Below are 18,688 nucleotides of genomic sequence, written 5' to 3' on the forward strand. Positions count from 1 at the left end.
ACCCACGGCCAGCAACAACATGACGCAAACGAGGACGCGTTTCATGGTCGGGCCTTAGCTTCGACAAGTGGGTGGTGGCAGGCGACCGCCTGATCGGCGTCGTCCCCTGGCCGCAGCGGACGGGACACCGGTTCGTGTTCCTCGCACAGACGCCTGCCGACGGCGGTCAGCGTGGCGTAGCGCGGACACCGGGAACGGAATCGGCATCCAGGAGAAGGAGACGCCGGGTCAGGCGGTTCTCCCTGGAGAAGGACAGGCCGGCGACGCCGCTCCAGAACCGGATCCGGCAACGGGACCGCATCGAGCAGCGCGCGCGTGTACGGGTGGGCTGGGGCGCCGTAGACGTCCACCACCGAACCGATCTCCACGATCCGGCCCATATACATGACGGCGACCCGATCCGCGATTCGGTGGACGACGGCCAAGTCATGTGCGACGAACAGGTAAGCCAGACCGAGCCGCTCACGCAGTTTCTCCAGCAGCGCCATGACATCGGCCTGAACTGACACGTCCAAGGCCGCTAATGGCTCGTCCAGGAGCAGTAGACGCGGCTCCAACGCCAAGGCTCTGGCGATGCCCACGCGCTGCGCCTCCCCGCCTGAGAGACCGTGCGGGAATCGCCGAGCATGCTCAGGCCCCAGCCCCACCATTTCCAGTAGCTCTTCGACGCGTCCACCGACCCTGGACGTCGCCACACCATGCGTGGTCAGCGGTTCGGCAAGGATGGATGCCACACGCATTCGCGGATTGAGGGACGCGTACGGGTCCTGAAACACGACCTGGACATCGCGCCCACCCTGCGGGCTCGACAGCCGCAGCCGCAGGATCTCCATCAGGGTCGTGGTCTTGCCGCTTCCCGATTCGCCCACCAGCGCTAGGGTCTCGCCCTCGCGGACGTCGAAGCCGACACCGTCCAAGGCCCGGATCGTCCCGGCCCGGCGGCGCAGCAAGGAGCCCTTGTAGAGCGGGTAGTGGCGGACGAGACCGTCCACCTCCAGCACAACGGGTCGCCTAGAGCGCTCAACCCCCGCCCTAGGAACAGACGGCTCCCCGATACGCGGAACCGACCGCAGCAGGGCCGCCGTGTAGGGCGTGACCGGCCGCCGGTAGATACGCTCCACCGGCCCTTGCTCGACGGCGCGTCCGGCATGCATCACCATCACTCGGTCGGCGAATCCGGCGACGACGCCCATGTCATGGCTGATCAGCACGATCGCCGCGCCGGTGGCGTCCTGGGCGGCCCGCAGCACGTCCAGGACCTGCGCCTGGACGGTCGCGTCGAGCGCGGTCGTCGGCTCGTCCGCGATCAGCACGGCGGGTTCGTTCGCGATCGCCATGGCGATCATCACGCGCTGCCGCATCCCGCCGGACAGCTCGTGCGGGTACGCGCGGGCCAGCCGAGTCGCGCCCGGAAGGCCGACCAGCTCCAGCAGCTCGACGGCCCGCGCACGCGCCACCGCGCGCGTGCCCCTGGAGTGGATCAGGACGGTCTCGGCGATCTGGTCGCCGACCGTGCGGACGGGCGTGAGCGCCGACAGCGGATCCTGGAAGATCATCGACAGGTCGTTGCCGCGTATCCGGGAGAGTTCGGCGTCAGACCGTCCGGTCAGCTCGTCGCCGCGCAGCCGCACCGACCCGGCCACGTGGGCGCTGTCCGGCAGGAGCCCCATCAGCGCGAGCGCGAGGGCCGTCTTCCCCGACCCCGACTCGCCGACGATTCCGAGCGCCTCACCCGCGCCGACCGTGAAACTCACGTCCCGAACGGCGTGCACGTCCCGCGCGTAGCGAACCGTCAGATCCGTGACCCGCAGGACGGTCAACGAGCACCTCCCGAGGCGGGGTCGAGGACGTCGCGCAGACCGTCGCCCAGCAGGTTCACCGCCAGAACGATGAGGACCAGCAGCCCGGCGGCGAACCCGAACGGCAGCGGGTAGGCGGTCGCGGCGCCGTGTCCGTCGGCGATCAACGTGCCGAGCGACACGTCCGGCGGGCGGACGCCGAGCCCGAGATACGACAGCCCGCTCTCCGCGACGATCGCGACGCCGACATTGAGGCTCGCGTCCACGGCCAGCAGCGACGCGAGCTGCGGCAGGACGTGCCGGACGATCACGCGCGGCGCGCCCACGCCCAGGAACCGGGCGGCCAGCACGTACTCGCGGTCGCGCAGCGAGGCGGTCACCGCCCGCACCATCCGCGCTGTGATCATCCACATGAGCGCGGCGAGCAGCGGCACGAGCACGGGCGCGCCCCCGTCCAGGCGAGGGGCCAGCAGGACGACGATCAGGAAGGGCGGCAGGGCGAGCAGCAGGTCGACGCCCCACATCAGGGTCCGGTCGAGGCGTCCGCCCGCGTATCCGGCGGCGGTCCCGACGACGGCGGCGACGCCGGTCGAGATCACCGCGACGGCGAGGCCGATGAGCAGCGATGTCCGCGCTCCGCGCAGGGTGACGGCGAAGACGTCACGGCCGCTCTCCGTCGTGCCGAGCCAGTGCTCCGCGGACGGCCCCGCCCGGAAAGCCGCGAAGTCCGTGTCGTCCCAGCTCCACGGCGCCACGACCGGCCCGGCGAACACCAGCACGAACACCAGGGCCAGCAGGACGAGCCCGGCGACGACCCGCCGGCTCCGGATCACGCTCACGCCGTGGCCGCCCGGATGCGCGGGTCGAGTACCCCCTGCAGAACGTCCGCCATCAGCCCGGCCAGGACGACCCCGCACACCGCGACGCAGACGATCGCCGCGACCGCGTTGACGTCGCCGCGCGCGATGGAGTCGACGAGCCACTCCCCGGCCCCATGCCAGCCGAAGGTCTTCTCGCTGTAGATGCCGCCGAGGAGCAGCACACCGAAGGCATAGACGAAATACGTCGTCACCGGAGTCAAGGCAGTGCGCAGCCCGTGCCGCAAGAGCGCGCTACGACGTCGCAGCCCTCTAGCCCGTGCAGTGCGCACGTAGTCGGCGTGCAGAACGTCCAGCATCGTGGCGCGCTGGTAGCGGCAGTAGACGCCGAGCTGTGCGAGCGCGATCGTGACCGTCGGCAGCAGCAGATGCCTGGCCCTGTCGGCGAGCCCGCCAAGGACCCCATGGGACGCACCGACCGTGGACTCCCCGACCCAGACGAAGACCCGGACGCCCCCAACGCCATTCACCTTGCTCGCCGCGATCTGTAGCAACACTGCTGAGACGAACACCGGCACGGCAACCAATAGATACGAGCCGAGGCAGATGAGTCTGTCGGCCGTCCGTCCGCGCTGCACTGCCGCGTAAGCGCCCAGAAGAACGCCCAAGACGCTCCCTAGGACGGCACCCGGGACCAGCAGCCGGAAGCTCACCCCGAGCCGTCGCCATAACTCGGCGTTGACCGCTTCGCCGTCCCACGTCCGGCCGAAGTCACCGCGGACGACGCCCGCCGCCCAGGTCAGGTACCGGTCCGCCAGAGGCGTCCGGTCATTCAGGTTGAGGGCGGTGAGCCGGGCGTCGACCACGGCCTCGGGCGGACGGGGCGCCCTTCCTTCCAATCCGGCGCGCGGATCGAGCGCGGCGGCGGCGAGCACATAGGCGAGGCTCATTGCCAGAACGGCCAGGACCAGCCGGGTTACCAGCCGCCGCAGCAGGAACGCCGCCATGTCTTCCCTTCGGACCACCCAGGAGAATCACAGAATGCTACTGAGCGATCACACACTGCGCGGGAAAACGGCAGATGTCAGGCGATGGCGGGTTCGCGTTCCGGCGCGGTCTCGTCCCGCTTCCGTCCGCGCAGCCCGCCGACCGCCAGCAGGGCGAATCCCGCGGCGGCCCAGGCGACCAGGACGATCGCCGCCCCACCGGCGCCCGCCCCATCGAAGAACGCCGTCGACCGCAGCAGCGTCACCGCGGCACCGGGCGGAAGGAGCTGGCCGATCTCGCCCCACGGCTGCGGCAGCATCTCCGGCGCCGAGGTGGCGGCCGACAGCGGGTTGCCGAGGAACAGCAGCGTGAGCGCCCCGACGCCGATCCCGGCCCGTCCGACGGCCGCGGCCAGGCCGACGACCGTGCCGGTCACGGCCAGGATGGTCAGCGACATCACCCCGGCGACCGCGAGGTAGGAACCGGGCAGGAGGGACAGCCACCCCTGCGCGATCCCCGCCACGCCGAGACCGCCCAGGACGGCGAACAGCACGACCCCCGCACCGCGCCACGCGGCCGTGGGAACCGCGAACGTCAGCAGCACCGCGGCGGCGAGCCCGGACATGATCAGCGGCAGCGCGAGCGCCCCGAATCCGGCGCCGCGCGGGTCGTCGGAGTCGGCCGCGACGACGTCCTCCACGGGCGCGGCGGTCGCGCTCCCGGGCTGGGCGAGGTTCTGGGCCAGTGCGCCCAGTTGCTGGGCGATGACCGGTGAGGCGGCGGACGCGGTGAGGACCTTCGGGCCGGACGGGGTCGTGACGATGGCGCCGTACGCCTCCCGGTCGGCGAGCGCCGCGCGGGCGGCGGCCTCGTCGCGTTCCGTGCGGACATCGAACGCGCCGGGCCGTTCGCGATCCAGCCGGTCGGCGACGGCGGCGGCCTGCGGACCGGCCACGACGACCGGGACGTCGCGCGGCGCCACCCGCGCCGCGGGCCAGGAGAACGCGATGATCATGACGAGCTGGAGCAGCGCGGCGGCGAGGGCGATGCCGGCGGTGCGCGAGACGAGGGAGGTCCGCATGGACTCCTCCTAAAACGAATGTCCGTTCTCTTAACCATCGTCAGCGTCGCACCCGCCCTCCGAGCTTGTCAAGAAACGAACGTTCGTTTTAAATTGTGCCCATGCCGAGAGTCAGCGAGGAGCACCTGGAGCGCCGCCGGCGCCAGATCCTGGACGCCGCCCGCGTCTGCTTCATCCGCAAGGGCATCCATGCGACGTCCATGCAGGACATCTTCGCCGAGTCCGGGCTCTCGGCCGGGGCCGTCTACCGGTACTACAAGAGCAAGAACGAGATCATCGAGGCCAACATCTCGGCGGTGATCGGCGACCTCAACGCGTTCTTCGGCCGGCTCGCCGACAACGACCCGCTGCTCCCCGTGGACGAGATGATCGAGCGGTTCGCGGCCAGGGTCGTCAGCCTGTCCGGTCCCGACGGCCCGCTCCGGCTCGCTCCCGCCGCGTGGGCGCTCGCCATGCACGACGAGGAGATCGCCGCGTACATGGCCGGCAACATCAACGGCATCCGCGCTACGTGGACGCGCTACCTGCGCCGCCTGGTCGACGCGGGGCTGCTCCCGCCCGGCACCGACGTCGTGGCCGCGGGCAAGACCCTGTTCGCGATCCTGCCCGGCTTCGTCCTGCAGCGGCTCATCCTCAAGGACGTCTCGCCCGAGGAGCTGCGCCGCGGCATCAGGGCGGTCTGCCGCGACAGCATGTTGACTCTGATGGCCTGACCCGCCGCCAGAGCGACCCAAAGCATCCCTTGGGCATCCGAATCATGACATTTCGGTCACCCGGATACCCGGCGTCCTGGAGAGGACCCGGCGGCGATCCAGAGCCCGCCCCGGCCCGGGTTCAGAGCCGCCGCCTGCACCGCGTCCCGCCGGAGCCCGGCGGGCGGGGCCCGCGAGCGAGGACCGGCGCCCCTGACCGGAGACTCTGACCTGCGCCTTCCGTTCTCACCGCCCGATTCCGCGGTTACCATCACGGCACACGCCCAGTGCACCGAGACCGCCACGATCTCGACCTAACCCCCACCGGTGTCCTGAGGCGGACGCCCCTACGACTGCAGCTCAGGGAACTGTAAGTTTTAGCATTCCATTACCTTTTTGGGGTCCCAAGGAGCACATGGTGGAGACGGCAGAACACGACCGCGGAGCGGGCCGCGTCGCGTTCCCGATCGCGCTCGGGGCCGTCCTCATCGTCGCCGCGTCCCTCTACCTCGGCACGAGGCTGCCCGAGGGCCGGCGGATGGTCTGGTGGCATCCGGAGATCCTCGTCGCGCTGACCTGGACGCCGGTCGGCGCGATCCTGCTCCGGCACCGGCGCGGGCTGACGGTCGCCTGGCTCATGCTGGGCGCCGGGTTCAGCGCCTCCCTGTACGTCCTGTCGCTCAACCTGGGCCCCTGGTTCGAGCTCCGCGACTGGACCGGAACCGGCTTCGTCCAGTGGCTCGCCACCTGGCTCTGGGTCATTGACACCTACGCCCTTACCCTCGTCCTCCCGCTGATCTTCCCGGACGGGCGGCTGGTCTCGCGCTGGTTCCGGCCCGTGCTCGTCCTCGCCTGCCTCGTCCCGGTGATCGTGACCGTCCACCTGACGATCGACCCGGACGTGCGGGAGTGGCACAACGGCGTCTCGGTCTACCCCTTCGACGAGATCCCGGTGGCCATCACGGTGATCATCGTCGCCACCCTCGCCGCGGCGCTGTTCTCGCTGGTGGTGCGGTTCATCCAGGCGGCGCCGGACGTGCGGCGGCAGATCGTCTGGGTCGTGTACCCGGGCGTGATCGCCGAGGGGGTCATCTACGCGGGCGAGAACGGACCGATCGGGGACCCGGTGCGCAACATCACGATCGTCGCCGTCCCGATCTGCATCGCCATCGCGATCACCAGGTACCGGCTCTACGATATCGATCTCGTGGTCAGCCGGACGCTGGTGTACGCGGGCCTCGTCGTCGTGATCACCGGCGTCTACTTCGCGCTCGTCGGCGCGGCGAGCCTGCTCGCGCACGGCAAGGGCACCCTCGCCGGGCTGGCCGGGGCGATCGTCGCGGGCGCCTTCTTCGAGCCCGTCCGGCGGCGCCTGCAGCGCACCGTGGACGGGTTCATCCACGGCGAGCGCGACCCGTACCGCATCGCCGACCGCCTCAACCGGCGGCTGCAGACCGCCGCCGACGCCGCCGCCGCGCTCGCCGTCGCCGCCGAGGTGGCGCGCTCGGCCCTGCGCGCCACCGGCGTCACGATCGAGGTCCTGGACCGCGACGGCCGGCTGATCTCCGCGGAGGACGGCGTGCTCGGCAACCGCCCGCAGCTCATCCCGCTCGTCTGGCACGGGGAGCCGGTGGGCCGGCTGCTGTTCGGCGTCACCCGCACGCCGGACGCCCGCCTGTCCGGCATCCTGGCCCGCAACCTGGCCGAGCTGGCGAACGCGGCGCGGCTGGCCGCGGACGTCCAGCGGTCCAGGGAGCGCATCCTGCGCACGCGCGAGGAGGAGCGGCGGCGGCTGCGCCGCGACCTGCACGACGGGCTCGGCCCGACGCTGGCGAGCCTCGCGATGACCGTCGACGCCGCGCGGATCACGCTGAAGACCGACCCGGAGGCGGTCGACGAGCTGCTGGAGAACCTGCGCGCGACGATGGGACGCACGATCGGCGACATCCGCGACCTCGTGTACGGGCTGCGCCCGCCCGCGCTGGACGACCTGGGGCTGGAGGGCGCGATCCAGGCGCTCGGCGGCGTCGTCGCCACCGGCGACGGCCCGAAGGTGGACGTCCGGGTGGACGGCGACCTGAAGGGCCTGCCCGCCGCCGCCGAGGTCGCCGCGTACCGGATCGTGCAGGAGGCGCTCACCAACGTGCACCGGCACGCGAAGGCGGGCTCGGCGGTGGTGCGGCTGCATCTCAACGGCGATCTGCACGTCACCGTCGACGACGACGGGGTCGGGCTGCCCACACAGGTGCGCTCGGGCGTCGGGATGTCGTCCATGCGGGAACGCGCGGCGGAACTCGGCGGATCCTGCACCGTGGGGCCGGGCCCCCAGGGCGGAACGCTCGTCCGCGCCAGACTCCCTGTCAACGGCGCTCATCCGTAGCCGACGTCAACACTGCCTACGGATCGAATTCTTTGCGGAACCGCCACCACTGACGCTGAAGCCCACCCCAGCGGGCTGAAATGCCACCCGGTGGGAGGGCCGGTGACCGCCCCCCGCCAAGAAGGTCGCCACCGGCCCTCGGGCTCCGTACGGCACCGGGGCTCCCATCCCGATCCGTACGGGCCATTCACCAGAGGGTGTGCAAGAAAGAAGTTATGCGGTGGAAGGTCCCGTTGGTGAGGGACACTTGTCCCGATCGAGCCGGGACGGTGCCGGATCGTGTTCACCCCTGGTCGGACGGGGATTCCATCAGATCCAACCGGGCCATGCCTCACCCTCGGCGACCAGGACCGCCGGACCCGTCAGGCGGGCGGCCTGTCCGTCGAGGGCGACGCCGACCCGTCCTCCGGGAACGTCCACCGTCCAGTCAGACGTCTCGGATGCCCCGATTGTTCCCTGAATCGCGGCGGCGGCCGCGGCGACCGCGACCGTCCCGGTGCCGCAGGAGCGGGTCTCGCCGGAGCCGCGCTCGTACACCCGCATCTCCACGTGCCGCTCCCCGACGAAGCGGAAGAACTCGACGTTCACCCCTTGGGGGAAGGCGGCGGGGTCGAAGCCGGGGGCGCGCGACAGGTCCAGCGCCGTGACCGGGCCGTCGACGCGGCACGCCAGATGCGGATTCCCCACGGACACGCGCTCGCCCTGGAACACCGTCCCCGCCAGGGTCGCCTCGCCGGGGCCGAGGAGGTCGGCCCGGCCCATCCCGACGCTCACGTCCCCGGACGCGCCGAGCGTCACGCGCCGCAGCCCGGCCCGGGTCGCCACGTCCCACTCGCCGGGCGCGGCGAGGCCCGCGTCGACCAGGTAGCGGGCGAAGACCCGGATGCCGTTGCCGCACATCTCGGCGAGGCTGCCGTCGGCGTTGCGGTAGTCCATGAACCACTCGGCGTCCCCGAAGGACGCCCCGCCGGGCATCACCCCGGGATCGGCCGCCTTCGTCCGGACGACCCGCAGGACGCCGTCGGCGCCGATCCCGGCGCGCCGGTCGCACAGCCGGGCCACGGCGCCCGGGGTGAGGTCCAGGGCGCCGTCCGGATCGGGCAGGATCACGAAGTCGTTCTCGGTGCCATGCCCCTTGACGAACCGCATCCTCCGATCATATTGCCCCGGCCCTGGGCGTCAGCCGACCAGCGCGAGCGCGCGCTCTACCAGGTCGGACGCGTCGTGGGGAAGCCACTGGACGCGCGGATCGCGCCGGAACCACGACTCCTGCCGCCGGGCGAACCGCCGCGTCAGCCGGACGGTCTCCTCCCGCGCCCGCTCCTCCGTCCACTCCCCCGCCAGGAACCTGAGCACCTGCGCGTAGCCGAGGGCGCGCCCGGCGGTGAGGCCGTCCCGCAGGCCGCGCTTCTCCAGGGCCCGCACCTCGTCGACGAGCCCCGCGCCCCACATCCTCTGCACCCGCAGGGCGATGCGCTCGTCCAGCTCGTCGCGGGGGACGCTCAGCCCGAGCTGGACGACCGAGCCGTAGCGGTACCGGTGCTCGGGCAGGGTCGCGCTGAACGGGCGGCCGGATATCTCGACCACCTCCAGCGCCCGGACGATCCGGCGCCCGTTGCTGGGCAGGATCGCCTCCGCCGCGGCGGGGTCGAGCCCGCGCAGCCGGTCGTGCAGCGCACCCGGCCCGAGCTCCGCCAGCTCGCCTTCGAGGCGCGCCCGGACGGCCGGGTCGGTCCCCGGGAACTCCAGATGGTCGAGCGCGGCCCGCACGTACAGGCCGGAGCCGCCGACGAGGACCGGCAGCCGGTCCCGCTCCCGGATTCCCGCGATCGCGTCGGCGCTGAGCCGCTGGTACTCGGCGACGCTCGCCGTGACGGTCACGTCCCAGACGTCCAGGAGGTGGTGCGGGACGCCGCGCATCTCGTCTGCGGAGAGTTTGGCCGTGCCGATGTCCATGCCGCGGTAGAGCTGCATCGAGTCGGCGTTGACCGCCTCCCCGCCGAGGCGCAGCGCCAGCTCCACGGCGAGGTCGGACTTGCCGGCGGCCGTGGCGCCGACGACGGCGATCACATCAGGTGAGGTCACAGGCTTAATTGTGGCAACAGAACGGGTATAGCCGGGTTGTACGGGTGTCGCGCGGATTCGCGCGCCGCCGCCGACGAGACGAGGGATCCGGGGGGATACACCAATGTCCATCGTCGACAAGGTCAAGCAGATGCTCGGGCAGCACTCCGACAAGGCCCGCGAGGGCGTGGAGAAGGCCGGGGACAAGATCGACGAGCGTACGGGCGGCAAGTACTCCGACAAGATCGACAAGGCGCAGGACAAGGCCGGCGAGCAGATCGACCGCAACGCCGAAGGCGGCGGGCAGCAGGGCGGCCGGCAACAGGGCGGCCACCACGAGGGCGGCTAGCCCCGGGGCGATCAGTGACCCGCACGTGACCAGCCCGCCACGAAATAGCCCACTCCGTACGGCGCTTCGTCGGCGAGGAGACGCCCCGTGAGCCGGCCCGGGCCGCCACCGTCGGCGCCGCCCGCTCCGGCGAGCACCTGCCACGCCGCGCGCCCGGCCGCCTGGACCTCCCGGGAGAGCCCCGGATCCAGGGCGGCCAGGGCGGCGGCGTCGGCGTCTCCAAGCGCCCGCGCCACCCCCGCGTCGTAGGGGCGCGCACGCTCGTCGAGGTAACCGGGCGCCTTCTCCGAACGGCACGCCGACCCGTCGCCCATGACCAGCATCGCGACCCGTCCGGACGACTCCGCGAGGTCGCGTCCGAGGGCCAGGCATTCCGCCGGGGAGGCGTCGAACGCGACCGCCTGATAGCGGACGTCGCCGCCGCCCGCGTTCTGCCGGTCGAGGAGCCAGCGCCCGAGGGTGAGCGAGAGCGGGAGCGCCTCAGCGCCGTCCTTGGGGTCGTCAGGACTCGTCCAGGCGAGCCCGTACGGCTGGAGCGTCGCGTAGGCGTCCGGCCCGTAGGAGCGCGTCTCCGGCGCCCCGCCCACCACGATCAGCACGTCCCCGCCCAGCAGCGGCCGGACGGCCTCGTCGCACGCGGCGCGCAGCGCGTCGAGCTCCGGCGCCGCCTCCCCCGCCATCGCGGGCACGAGGATGGGCGGATGCGGGCACACCGCGGCCGTGACGAGCACGCTGCCTCCTGGAACCGGGCCTCAACGGGGAACACCCCCGATCATGCCGGAGGTCAGGGGCGGGGCGAGCAGCCCGTGACGGGCGCGTCGGGCTCGGCCGGGCGCCCGATCGACGGCATTCCGAGCGAAACGCCCTTCGCGGCCCCGCTCTGACCCTGGCGCGCCTCCCAGGCGTCGCCCGCGCGCGTCCGGCGGACGTCCAGCACCGGCTTGTCCGCGACGAGATGGTGCGGCGCTGCATAGGTGACCTCGACGGAGACCATGTCGCCGGGCCGGACCGGCTCGTCCGGCGCGCCGAAGTGCACGAGCCGGTTGTCGGCCGCGCGGCCCGACAGCCGCCGCGTCGCCTGGTCCTTGCGGCCCTCGCCCTCCGCGACCAGGACCTCCAGCGTGCGGCCGAGCTGCTTCTTGTTCTCCGCCCACGAGATCTCCTCCTGGACGGCGATGAGCCGCTCGTACCTCTCCTGGACGACCTCCTTCGGCAGCTGGCCGTCCATGGTCGCGGCCGGGGTGCCGGGACGCTTGGAGTACTGGAACGTGAACGCCGACGCGAACCGCGCCTCCCGCACCACGTGCAGCGTCTCCTCGAAGTCGGCGTCGGTCTCGCCGGGGAAGCCCACGATGATGTCGGTCGTGATCGCCGCGTCCGGGATCGCGGCCCGGACCTTCTCGATGATGCCGAGGTAGCGCTCCTGGCGGTACGAGCGGCGCATCGCGCGCAGCACCGCGTCCGACCCGGACTGCAGCGGCATGTGCAGCGAGGGCATCACGTTCGGCGTCTCGGCCATGGCGGCGATGACGTCGTCGGTGAAGTCCTTGGGGTGCGGCGAGGTGAACCGGACCCGCTCCAGCCCTTCGACGCCGCCGCACGCCCGCAGCAGCCCCGCGAACGCGGACTGCCCGCTGGACGTCATCGACCGCACCTCGTCGGGCGCGTCGGCCAGGGCCCCGAAGCCGGAGCCGTAGGCGTTGACGTTCTGGCCCAGCAGCGTGATCTCCAGGACGCCGTCGGCGACCAGCGCCTCGACCTCCGCGAGGATCTCGCCGGGGCGGCGGTCCTTCTCCTTGCCGCGCAGCGACGGGACGATGCAGAACGTGCACGTGTTGTTGCAGCCGACCGAGATCGACACCCACGCCGCGTACGGGGACTCCCGGCGCGTCGGCAGCGTCGACGGGAACGTCACCAGCGACTCTTCGATCTCGACCTGCGCCTCGTCCTGGACGCGGGCCCGCTCCAGCAGCGCGGGCAGCGACCCGATGTTGTGGGTGCCGAACACCACGTCCACCCAGGGGGCGCGCTTGACGATGGTGTCGCGGTCCTTCTGCGCGAGGCAGCCGCCCACGGCGATCTGCATGCCGGGATGGCCGTCCTTGACCGGACGCAGATGCCCCAGGTTGCCGTAGAGGCGGTTGTCGGCGTTCTCCCGCACCGCGCACGTGTTGAACACGACCACGTCGGGTTCGGCGTCCCCGGCGCGCACGTACCCGGCCGATTCGAGGAGCCCGGACAGCCGCTCGGAGTCGTGGACGTTCATCTGGCACCCGTACGTACGGATCTCGTACGTGCGGGGAGCCGTCTCCATTGGCGCACTCATGACGGTTATCAAGGGTACGGGCCTTACGCTCCATCGCAGAACCGGTAATCGCCCCGGTCACCCCGCCCGTCCGGCCCGCACCGATGATCACACTGCGCCACCGCGGACCCCGTTCTACATGGGTTTTCGTGATCGTATCGGTACCGCGCGGCGACTTTCACGCCGCCGCCGATGACGTAAAGTCCGAGCGCATGACGGACAGCGAAGGCGGGCCCGACCTCACCAAGGACGGGCCGGAGGACCCCATCGAGCCGGCCGCCGCGGGTGACCGGCCTCTCGTCGTGGTCGAGAACGTCAACAAGCACTTCGGCGAGCTGCACGTCCTGAAGGACATCAACCTCACGGTCGACCCGGGCGAGGTCGTCGTCGTCATCGGCCCGTCCGGCGGCGGGAAGTCCACCCTGTGCCGGGCGATCAACCGGCTGGAGCCCATCGACAACGGGAAGATCCTGCTGGACGGCAAGGAGCTGCCGAAGGAGGGCAAGGAGCTGGCGAAGCTCCGCGCCGACGTGGGCATGGTGTTCCAGTCGTTCAACCTGTTCGCCCACAAGACGATCCTGGACAATGTCACGCTCGGGCCGATCAAGGTCCGCAAGCAGGGCAGGCAGGAGTCCGAGAAGCACGCGATGGAGCTGCTGGACCGGGTCGGCATCGCCAACCAGGCCCACAAGTACCCCGCCCAGCTGTCGGGCGGCCAGCAGCAGCGGGCCGCGATCGCGCGCTCCCTGGCGATGCGGCCCAAGGTCATGCTCTTCGACGAGCCCACCTCGGCGCTGGACCCGGAGATGGTCAACGAGGTCCTCGACGTCATGACCGGCCTGGCCCGCGAGGGCATGACGATGATCGTCGTCACGCACGAGATGGGGTTCGCGCGGAGGGCGGCGCGGAAGGTCGTGTTCATGGCGGACGGACAGATCGTGGAAGAGAACACTCCCGACGAGTTCTTCACCAACGCGCGCACCGAGCGCGCCAAAGACTTCCTGTCAAAGATCCTCACGCACTGAATCGGTTTCGTTCCGGCGTGCCCGCACGGGGTCTGGATCATCCGGCCACAGGACGGCGATGATGGACCGGCCGCGGGGCGCCGCCAGAGAGCAGAGGTAGGACGAGAGATGCGAGTACGTCGTTTCGGCGCCCTGATCGGGGCGGGGATGGCGCTGTCACTGGCGATCAGTGCGTGTGGCAGCGACACCGAGAAGACCGAGGCCAAGACCGTCGTCCAGAAGGCCAAGGACGACAAGAAGCTGACCATCGGCATCAAGTACGACCAGCCGGGGCTCGGCCTGAAGAAGCCGGACGGCACCTTCGACGGCTTCGACGTCGACGTCGCCAAGTACGTCGCCAAGCAGCTCGGCGTCCCGGAGAACGGCATCACGTTCAAGGAGACGACCTCGGCGAACCGCGAGGCGTTCATCGGCGGCGGCCAGGTCGACCTGATCTTCGCCACGTACTCCATCACGGAGGCGCGCAAGGCCCAGGTGACCTTCGGCGGCCCGTACTACGTCGCCCACCAGGACACGCTGGTCGCCGCCGACAACAACGACATCAAGACCACGAAGGACCTCAAGGGCAAGAAGCTCTGCAAGGCGGCCGGGTCGAACTCCTTCCGCCGCATCACCGAGGGCCCGCCGGACGGCAAGCTCAACATCCAGGGCGTCAACCTGGTGGACGCCGGCAGCTACTCCGAGTGCGTGAGCAAGCTGAAGGCGGGCGCGCTCGACGCGGTCAGCACCGACGACCTGATCATCGCCGGGTTCGCCACCCAGCAGAAGGGCTCCTTCAAGGTCATCAACGACCCCTTCACCGACGAGAAGTACGGCGTCGGCATCAAGAAGGGCGACACCGAGACCTGCGAGGCCGTCAACAAGGCCATCGCCCAGATGTACTCCGACGGCACCGCCAAGACCCTGCTGGAGAAGCACTTCTCCGGCGCCGGGCTGCAGCTGGTCACGACCGTCCCGCAGATGGAGGGCTGCGCCTGATCGGCGGGCCGCGCCAGGTCCGCGGACTGCGCCCGGTCCGCGGGCCCCGGTTCGCGGGCCCCGGTTCGCGGGCCGTGCCCGCCGCCCGCCGCCATGCGTGACGTCCGTCACGCCGGCGCGTCCCCGGGACACCGTTCCCCGGGGCGCGCCGGCCTGGCCCGACAGTGCTGGAACGCCATGAAACAGCTGAGCCATGTTTGATTTCGGCCCGTTCTTCGACAACATCGACGAGATCCTCGACGGGTTCCGGGCGACCATCTTCCTGGCGGCCGCCGCCGCAGTGCTCTCCCTGATCATCGGCACGATCCTGGCGAGCTTCCGGGTCTCCCCCGTCCCCGTGCTGCGCGCGTTCGGCACGGGCTACGTCAACATCGTGCGGAACACGCCGCTCACCCTCGTGCTGCTGATGTGCAGCCTGGGCCTCAACGACATCCTCGCGCTGAAGTTCTCCGAGGACACCTCCACCACGTACTACTGGTGGGCGGTCCTCGGCCTCTCGGCCTACACCGGGGCGTTCGTCTGCGAGACGCTCCGGGCGGGGATCAACACCGTCCCGCTGGGGCAGGCGGAGGCGGCGCGCTCGATCGGCCTGACCTTCAACCAGTCGCTCCGCATGATCATCCTGCCGCAGGCCTTCCGGTCGATCATCGCCCCGCTGGGCAGCGTGCTGATCGCGATGATCAAGAACACGACGGTGGCGGCCGCGGCGAGCTACGCCGAGGTGGCGCTGGTCACCAAGACGATCGTGGACAAGCCCAGCTTCGCGAGCGGCGTCATCCCGCTGTTCCTCGGCGTGGCCATCGGCTTCCTGATCCTCACCCTGCCGACCGGATACTTCTTCGGCTGGCTCGCGAAGCGGATGGCGGTGGCTCGATGAGCAAGGAAGCGACCGTACTCTTCGACATCCCCGGGCCGCGGGCGCGCGCGCGGAACAGGATGCTGACCGTCGGCATGTCGGTGGTGTTCGCCGCCATCTTCGCCGCCCTGGTCTGGCGCCTGTACGACAAGAACCAGTTCGAGGCGAAGCTCTGGACGCCGTTCACCGAGTGGACGGTCTGGCGCCACCTGCTCCTGCCCGGCCTGCTGAACACGCTGAAGGCGGCCGCCCTCGCGACCGTCCTGGCGCTGCTGTTCGGCGCGGTGTTCGGCCTGGCCCGGCTGTCGGACCACTGGTGGATCAGGGTCCCCGCCGGGATCGTCGTCGAGTTCTTCCGCGGCATCCCGCTGCTGATCCTGATCTTCCTGGCGTTCTTCGTCCCGAACAAGATCAGCCCGGAGATCGCCGAGTCGCCGCTCGGGCAGGCGCAGCGGCTGTCGGTGGACTACTTCTTCTCGATCTTCGGGGTGGAGAGCAACGCCGGCATCGTCACCGTCCCCGCGTTCGCCGCGGTCGTATTCGGCCTGACGATGTACAACGGCTCCGTGCTCGCCGAGGTGGTGCGCGCGGGCGTCCTGTCGATCCCGAAGGGGCAGTCGGAGGCCGCCTACTCCGTCGGGCTGCGCAAGAACGGCGTGATGCGGCTCGTGCTGCTGCCGCAGGCCGTCACCGTGATGATGCCGGCGATCGTGAGCCAGATCGTCGTCCTGCTCAAGGACACGGCGCTCGGGTTCATCATCGCCTACGGCGAGTTCCTGCAGGCCGGATTCAAGCAGGTCCCCGCCAACTACCACAACAACGTCCTGCAGGCGGGCATCATCGTCGCGATCATCTACATCGCGATCAACATGTCCCTGAGCCGGTTCGCGACCTGGCTGGAGCGCCGCAGCCGCCGCAGCCGCAAGACGTCCGCCAAGACCCTGGAGGCGGGCGGTCCGCCGCCGGTCCCGGGCGTGGGGGTCACCCAGCAGATCGTCTGACTCCCGCCCGCCGTGTCCACCGTGAGGGGCGCCGCCGGTTCCGGCGGCGCCCTCGCCGTTACGGCGGTGGTCGTCCGCGGCGCGCGGGCTCCGATGGACGTTCGGGGACGAGCGGGCCGCCGGTACCGGAGTTGACCATGAGGCCCCGGTGGCCTGCAGATATCTTTCCGAGTTCAAACGGCCCGTCATGGCCCCAACCCGTCCCCGTATGCGGGACGATTCCTGGTATGACCGCTCGTGCGACCCTCCCTTACGGCTCCTGGCCTTCCCCCATCTCCGCGGCCGACGTCGCCCGCGCCCGGCTGCGCCTCAGCTTCCCCACCGTCGCGGGCAACGACGTGTGGTGGCAGGAGACGCGGCCCGAGGAGGGCGGGCGGACGACGGTCATCCATCTCAAGGGCGGTCACCGCACCGAACTGCTTCAGGCGCCTTGGGACGCGCGTACGCGCGTCCACGAGTACGGCGGGCGGTCGTACCTGACGGTGCACGGCGAGGGCGGTCTCTCGATCGTGTTCGCCAACTACGAGGACCAGCGGCTCCACCGCCTCGACGAGGGCGACCCGAAGCCGTACCCGCTGACTCCCGAACCGGCCGTCCCGGCGGGGCTGCGGTACGCCGACTTCGTCCTGTCCCCCGACGGGACGGAGATCTGGTGCGTCTGCGAGGGCCACATCGCCACCCCCCAGGAGACGCCGGAGGCCACGGGCGCGGGAACGGACACGAGCACAGGCGGCGGCGCGGGCACGGGCACGGGGGACTCTGCGGCGGGGGGCGCGGAGCCGCGGGCCGCCACGGACGACAAGCCCGTCACCATGGGCATCAGGCGCGCGATCGTCGCCGTCCCCCTGGACGGCAGCGCCGCCGAGAACGCGGGCGCGATCCGCGAGCTGGTCACCGGCGCCGACTTCTACGCCTCCCCCTCACCGTCCCCGAGCGGCGGGCACCTGGCCTGGGTGCAGTGGAACCACCCGCGCATGCCGTGGGACGGCACCGAGGTGCGCGTCGCGGCGATCGAGAACGGCACCACGGTCGCGCCCCGGACCGTCAAGGGCGGGCTCACCGAGTCGGCGCTCGCGCCGGTGTGGCGCGACGACAGCTCCCTGTACGTCATCTCCGACTGGCCGGGCTGGTGGAACATCTACCAGGTCGGCCTGCACGGCGAGTCGCCGCAGGCGCTGTACCCGGCGGAGGAGGAGTTCGCCGGGCCGCTGTGGCAGCTCGGCGGCATGCCCTACGCGCTGCTCGGCGACGGGCGCCTCGCCGTCCTGCACGGCGAGGGGAACCTGCGCCTCGGCGTCTACGACCCCGAGACGCTGGAGCTCGTCGACCTGGAGGTCCCCTACGAGCACTGGCAGACCCAGCTGTCCACGGACGGGACGACGATCGTCGGCATCGCGGGCGGTCCCGACCTGCCGACGTCCGTGGTCCGGGTCGACACCACCACCGGGCGCGTCGAGGGGCTGCGCCGGGAGCTGGCCGAGCTGCCCGACGTCGCGTACCTGTCCAAGCCGCGCGCCGAGCGCCTCGACGGGCCGTTCGGACGCCCCGTCCACGCCTACGTCTACCCGCCGACCAACCCGGAGGCGGTCGCGCCGGAGGGCGAGCTGCCGCCGTACGTGGTGTTCGTGCACGGCGGGCCGACGGGCCGCGCCTCCACGGTGCTCAATCTGGAACGGGCGTTCTTCACCAGCCGCGGCATCGGCGTCATCGAGGTCAACTACGGCGGGTCCACCGGCTACGGCCGCGCCTACCGCGAGCGGCTGCGCCGCCAGTGGGGCGTCGTCGACGTGGAGGACGCCGTCGCCGCCGCGCAGGCCCTCGTGGACGGCGGCATCGCCGACCCGGCCCGCCTCGCCATCCGCGGCAACTCCGCGGGCGGCTGGACGACGCTCTCCGCCATCACCCAGACGGAGGTGTTCAAGGCCGCCACGTCCTACTTCGGGGTCAGCGAGCTGCAGAGCTTCGTCAAGGCCACGCACGACTTCGAGTCGCGGTACCTGTTCGGCCTGATCGGGCCGCTGCCCGGCTTCGAGCGCGCCTACGAGGAGCGGTCGCCGCTGAACAACGCCGACCGGACGGCGTGCCCCGTCCTGCTCCTCCAGGGCCTCAACGACCCCGTGGTGCCGCCGGACCAGTCCGAGCGCTTCGCGGCGGCGCTGGCGGCGAAGAAGATGCCGTACGCGTACCTCACGTTCGAGGGCGAGTCGCACGGCTTCCGGCGCGCCGACACCGTCATCCGCTGCCTGGAGTCCGAGCTGGCCTTCTACGGCCAGACCCTCGGCTTCAAGCCCCGCGGCGTCGCCCCCATCGACCTGACCGTCGGCTAGCCGCCCCGGCGAGCGTCCCGCCCGAA

The 18,688-nt window shown here is 71.2% G+C and carries 16 protein-coding genes; 8 read left to right on the plus strand and 8 right to left on the minus strand.

Features of this window, described 5'->3' with window-relative positions:
- Nucleotides 1-41 precede the first annotated feature (41 nt).
- The 4 genes from E1264_RS05165 to E1264_RS05180 form a co-directional block, all read right to left on the minus strand.
- Nucleotides 42-1,820, minus strand: coding sequence for an ABC transporter ATP-binding protein (locus E1264_RS05165; protein WP_132170087.1), 1,779 nt, complete (start codon nucleotides 1,818-1,820; stop codon nucleotides 42-44).
- Nucleotides 1,817-2,638: an ABC transporter permease gene (locus E1264_RS05170; RefSeq protein WP_132170089.1), complete on the minus strand. Its 822-nt coding sequence runs from the start codon at nucleotides 2,636-2,638 to the stop codon at nucleotides 1,817-1,819. Before E1264_RS05170 ends, E1264_RS05165 begins: the two co-directional genes overlap by 4 nt.
- The gene (locus tag E1264_RS05175) at nucleotides 2,635-3,624 is read right to left on the minus strand and encodes an ABC transporter permease (RefSeq protein ID WP_132170091.1); all 990 of its coding nucleotides are present in this window, start codon (nucleotides 3,622-3,624) and stop codon (nucleotides 2,635-2,637) included. Before E1264_RS05175 ends, E1264_RS05170 begins: the two co-directional genes overlap by 4 nt.
- A 77-nt stretch (nucleotides 3,625-3,701) precedes the next feature.
- Entirely contained in the window at nucleotides 3,702-4,685 is a 984-nt protein-coding gene (locus E1264_RS05180) for a hypothetical protein (protein WP_132170093.1), read from the minus strand.
- 101 nt (nucleotides 4,686-4,786) lie between these two features.
- Between E1264_RS05180 and E1264_RS05185 the strand changes: the two genes are divergently transcribed.
- Nucleotides 4,787-5,398, plus strand: a complete 612-nt coding sequence (locus E1264_RS05185) for a TetR/AcrR family transcriptional regulator (protein ID WP_132170095.1) — start codon at nucleotides 4,787-4,789, stop codon at nucleotides 5,396-5,398.
- A gap of 394 nt (nucleotides 5,399-5,792) precedes the next feature.
- Nucleotides 5,793-7,757, plus strand: coding sequence for a sensor histidine kinase (locus E1264_RS05190; protein ID WP_132170097.1), 1,965 nt, complete (start codon nucleotides 5,793-5,795; stop codon nucleotides 7,755-7,757).
- 309 nt (nucleotides 7,758-8,066) lie between these two features.
- Here E1264_RS05190 and dapF read toward each other — a convergent pair whose 3' ends face one another.
- Both dapF and miaA read right to left on the minus strand, forming a co-directional pair.
- Entirely contained in the window at nucleotides 8,067-8,906 is an 840-nt protein-coding gene (gene dapF / locus E1264_RS05195; RefSeq protein ID WP_132170099.1) for a diaminopimelate epimerase, read from the minus strand.
- Between the two features lie 30 nt (nucleotides 8,907-8,936).
- Nucleotides 8,937-9,827, minus strand: coding sequence for a tRNA (adenosine(37)-N6)-dimethylallyltransferase MiaA (gene miaA / locus E1264_RS05200; protein WP_243710761.1), 891 nt, complete (start codon nucleotides 9,825-9,827; stop codon nucleotides 8,937-8,939).
- A gap of 118 nt (nucleotides 9,828-9,945) precedes the next feature.
- Here miaA and E1264_RS05205 point away from each other — a divergent pair, with 118 nt between their 5' ends.
- A complete protein-coding gene (locus E1264_RS05205) occupies nucleotides 9,946-10,170 on the plus strand; it encodes an antitoxin (protein ID WP_132170103.1) in 225 nt (74 codons plus the stop codon).
- A gap of 11 nt (nucleotides 10,171-10,181) precedes the next feature.
- Here the strand turns inward: E1264_RS05205 and E1264_RS05210 are convergent, their stop codons facing one another.
- Nucleotides 10,182-10,901 (minus strand): hypothetical protein, encoded by a 720-nt coding sequence (locus E1264_RS05210; protein ID WP_207935723.1) that lies wholly within the window; start codon nucleotides 10,899-10,901, stop codon nucleotides 10,182-10,184.
- Nucleotides 10,902-10,954: 53 nt separating this feature from the next.
- Nucleotides 10,955-12,496 carry a tRNA (N6-isopentenyl adenosine(37)-C2)-methylthiotransferase MiaB gene (gene miaB / locus E1264_RS05215; RefSeq protein WP_132170105.1) on the minus strand — a complete coding sequence of 514 codons (1,542 nt, stop codon included), beginning with the start codon at nucleotides 12,494-12,496 and terminating at the stop codon, nucleotides 10,955-10,957.
- 281 nt (nucleotides 12,497-12,777) lie between these two features.
- Here miaB and E1264_RS05220 point away from each other — a divergent pair, with 281 nt between their 5' ends.
- The 5 genes from E1264_RS05220 to E1264_RS05245 all read left to right on the plus strand — a co-directional run bounded on the left by E1264_RS05220 (nucleotide 12,778) and on the right by E1264_RS05245 (nucleotide 18,662).
- Nucleotides 12,778-13,500 carry an amino acid ABC transporter ATP-binding protein gene (locus E1264_RS05220; RefSeq protein ID WP_243710762.1) on the plus strand — a complete coding sequence of 241 codons (723 nt, stop codon included), beginning with the start codon at nucleotides 12,778-12,780 and terminating at the stop codon, nucleotides 13,498-13,500.
- A 108-nt stretch (nucleotides 13,501-13,608) separates the two neighbouring features.
- Nucleotides 13,609-14,478 (plus strand): glutamate ABC transporter substrate-binding protein, encoded by an 870-nt coding sequence (locus E1264_RS05225; RefSeq protein WP_132170109.1) that lies wholly within the window; start codon nucleotides 13,609-13,611, stop codon nucleotides 14,476-14,478.
- A 193-nt stretch (nucleotides 14,479-14,671) separates the two neighbouring features.
- Nucleotides 14,672-15,355 carry an amino acid ABC transporter permease gene (locus E1264_RS05230; protein ID WP_132170111.1) on the plus strand — a complete coding sequence of 228 codons (684 nt, stop codon included), beginning with the start codon at nucleotides 14,672-14,674 and terminating at the stop codon, nucleotides 15,353-15,355.
- The gene (locus tag E1264_RS05235) at nucleotides 15,352-16,335 is read left to right on the plus strand and encodes an amino acid ABC transporter permease (protein ID WP_132170113.1); all 984 of its coding nucleotides are present in this window, start codon (nucleotides 15,352-15,354) and stop codon (nucleotides 16,333-16,335) included. The genes E1264_RS05230 and E1264_RS05235 overlap by 4 nt, the downstream gene beginning before the upstream one ends.
- Nucleotides 16,336-16,562: 227 nt before the next feature.
- Nucleotides 16,563-18,662 carry a prolyl oligopeptidase family serine peptidase gene (locus E1264_RS05245; RefSeq protein ID WP_243710758.1) on the plus strand — a complete coding sequence of 700 codons (2,100 nt, stop codon included), beginning with the start codon at nucleotides 16,563-16,565 and terminating at the stop codon, nucleotides 18,660-18,662.
- Nucleotides 18,663-18,688 lie beyond the last annotated feature (26 nt).

It is taken from the genome of Actinomadura sp. KC216, from assembly GCF_004348535.1.
In the GTDB taxonomy this organism is placed as follows: domain Bacteria; phylum Actinomycetota; class Actinomycetes; order Streptosporangiales; family Streptosporangiaceae; genus Spirillospora.

Bases quoted from the DNA above. Each gene is read 5' to 3' on its own strand.
- E1264_RS05185 (WP_132170095.1), top strand. From the start codon at position 4,787: ATGCCGAGAGTCAGCGAGGAGCACCTGGAGCGCCGCCGGCGCCAGATC.
- E1264_RS05245 (WP_243710758.1), top strand. From the start codon at position 16,563: ATGACCGCTCGTGCGACCCTCCCTTACGGCTCCTGGCCTTCCCCCATC.
- E1264_RS05190 (WP_132170097.1), top strand. From the start codon at position 5,793: ATGGTGGAGACGGCAGAACACGACCGCGGAGCGGGCCGCGTCGCGTTC.
- E1264_RS05205 (WP_132170103.1), top strand. From the start codon at position 9,946: ATGTCCATCGTCGACAAGGTCAAGCAGATGCTCGGGCAGCACTCCGAC.
- E1264_RS05235 (WP_132170113.1), top strand. From the start codon at position 15,352: ATGAGCAAGGAAGCGACCGTACTCTTCGACATCCCCGGGCCGCGGGCG.
- miaB (WP_132170105.1), bottom strand. From the start codon at position 12,496: ATGAGTGCGCCAATGGAGACGGCTCCCCGCACGTACGAGATCCGTACG.
- E1264_RS05230 (WP_132170111.1), top strand. From the start codon at position 14,672: ATGTTTGATTTCGGCCCGTTCTTCGACAACATCGACGAGATCCTCGAC.
- E1264_RS05180 (WP_132170093.1), bottom strand. From the start codon at position 4,685: ATGCGGACCTCCCTCGTCTCGCGCACCGCCGGCATCGCCCTCGCCGCC.
- E1264_RS05225 (WP_132170109.1), top strand. From the start codon at position 13,609: ATGCGAGTACGTCGTTTCGGCGCCCTGATCGGGGCGGGGATGGCGCTG.
- E1264_RS05175 (WP_132170091.1), bottom strand. From the start codon at position 3,624: ATGGCGGCGTTCCTGCTGCGGCGGCTGGTAACCCGGCTGGTCCTGGCC.
- dapF (WP_132170099.1), bottom strand. From the start codon at position 8,906: ATGCGGTTCGTCAAGGGGCATGGCACCGAGAACGACTTCGTGATCCTG.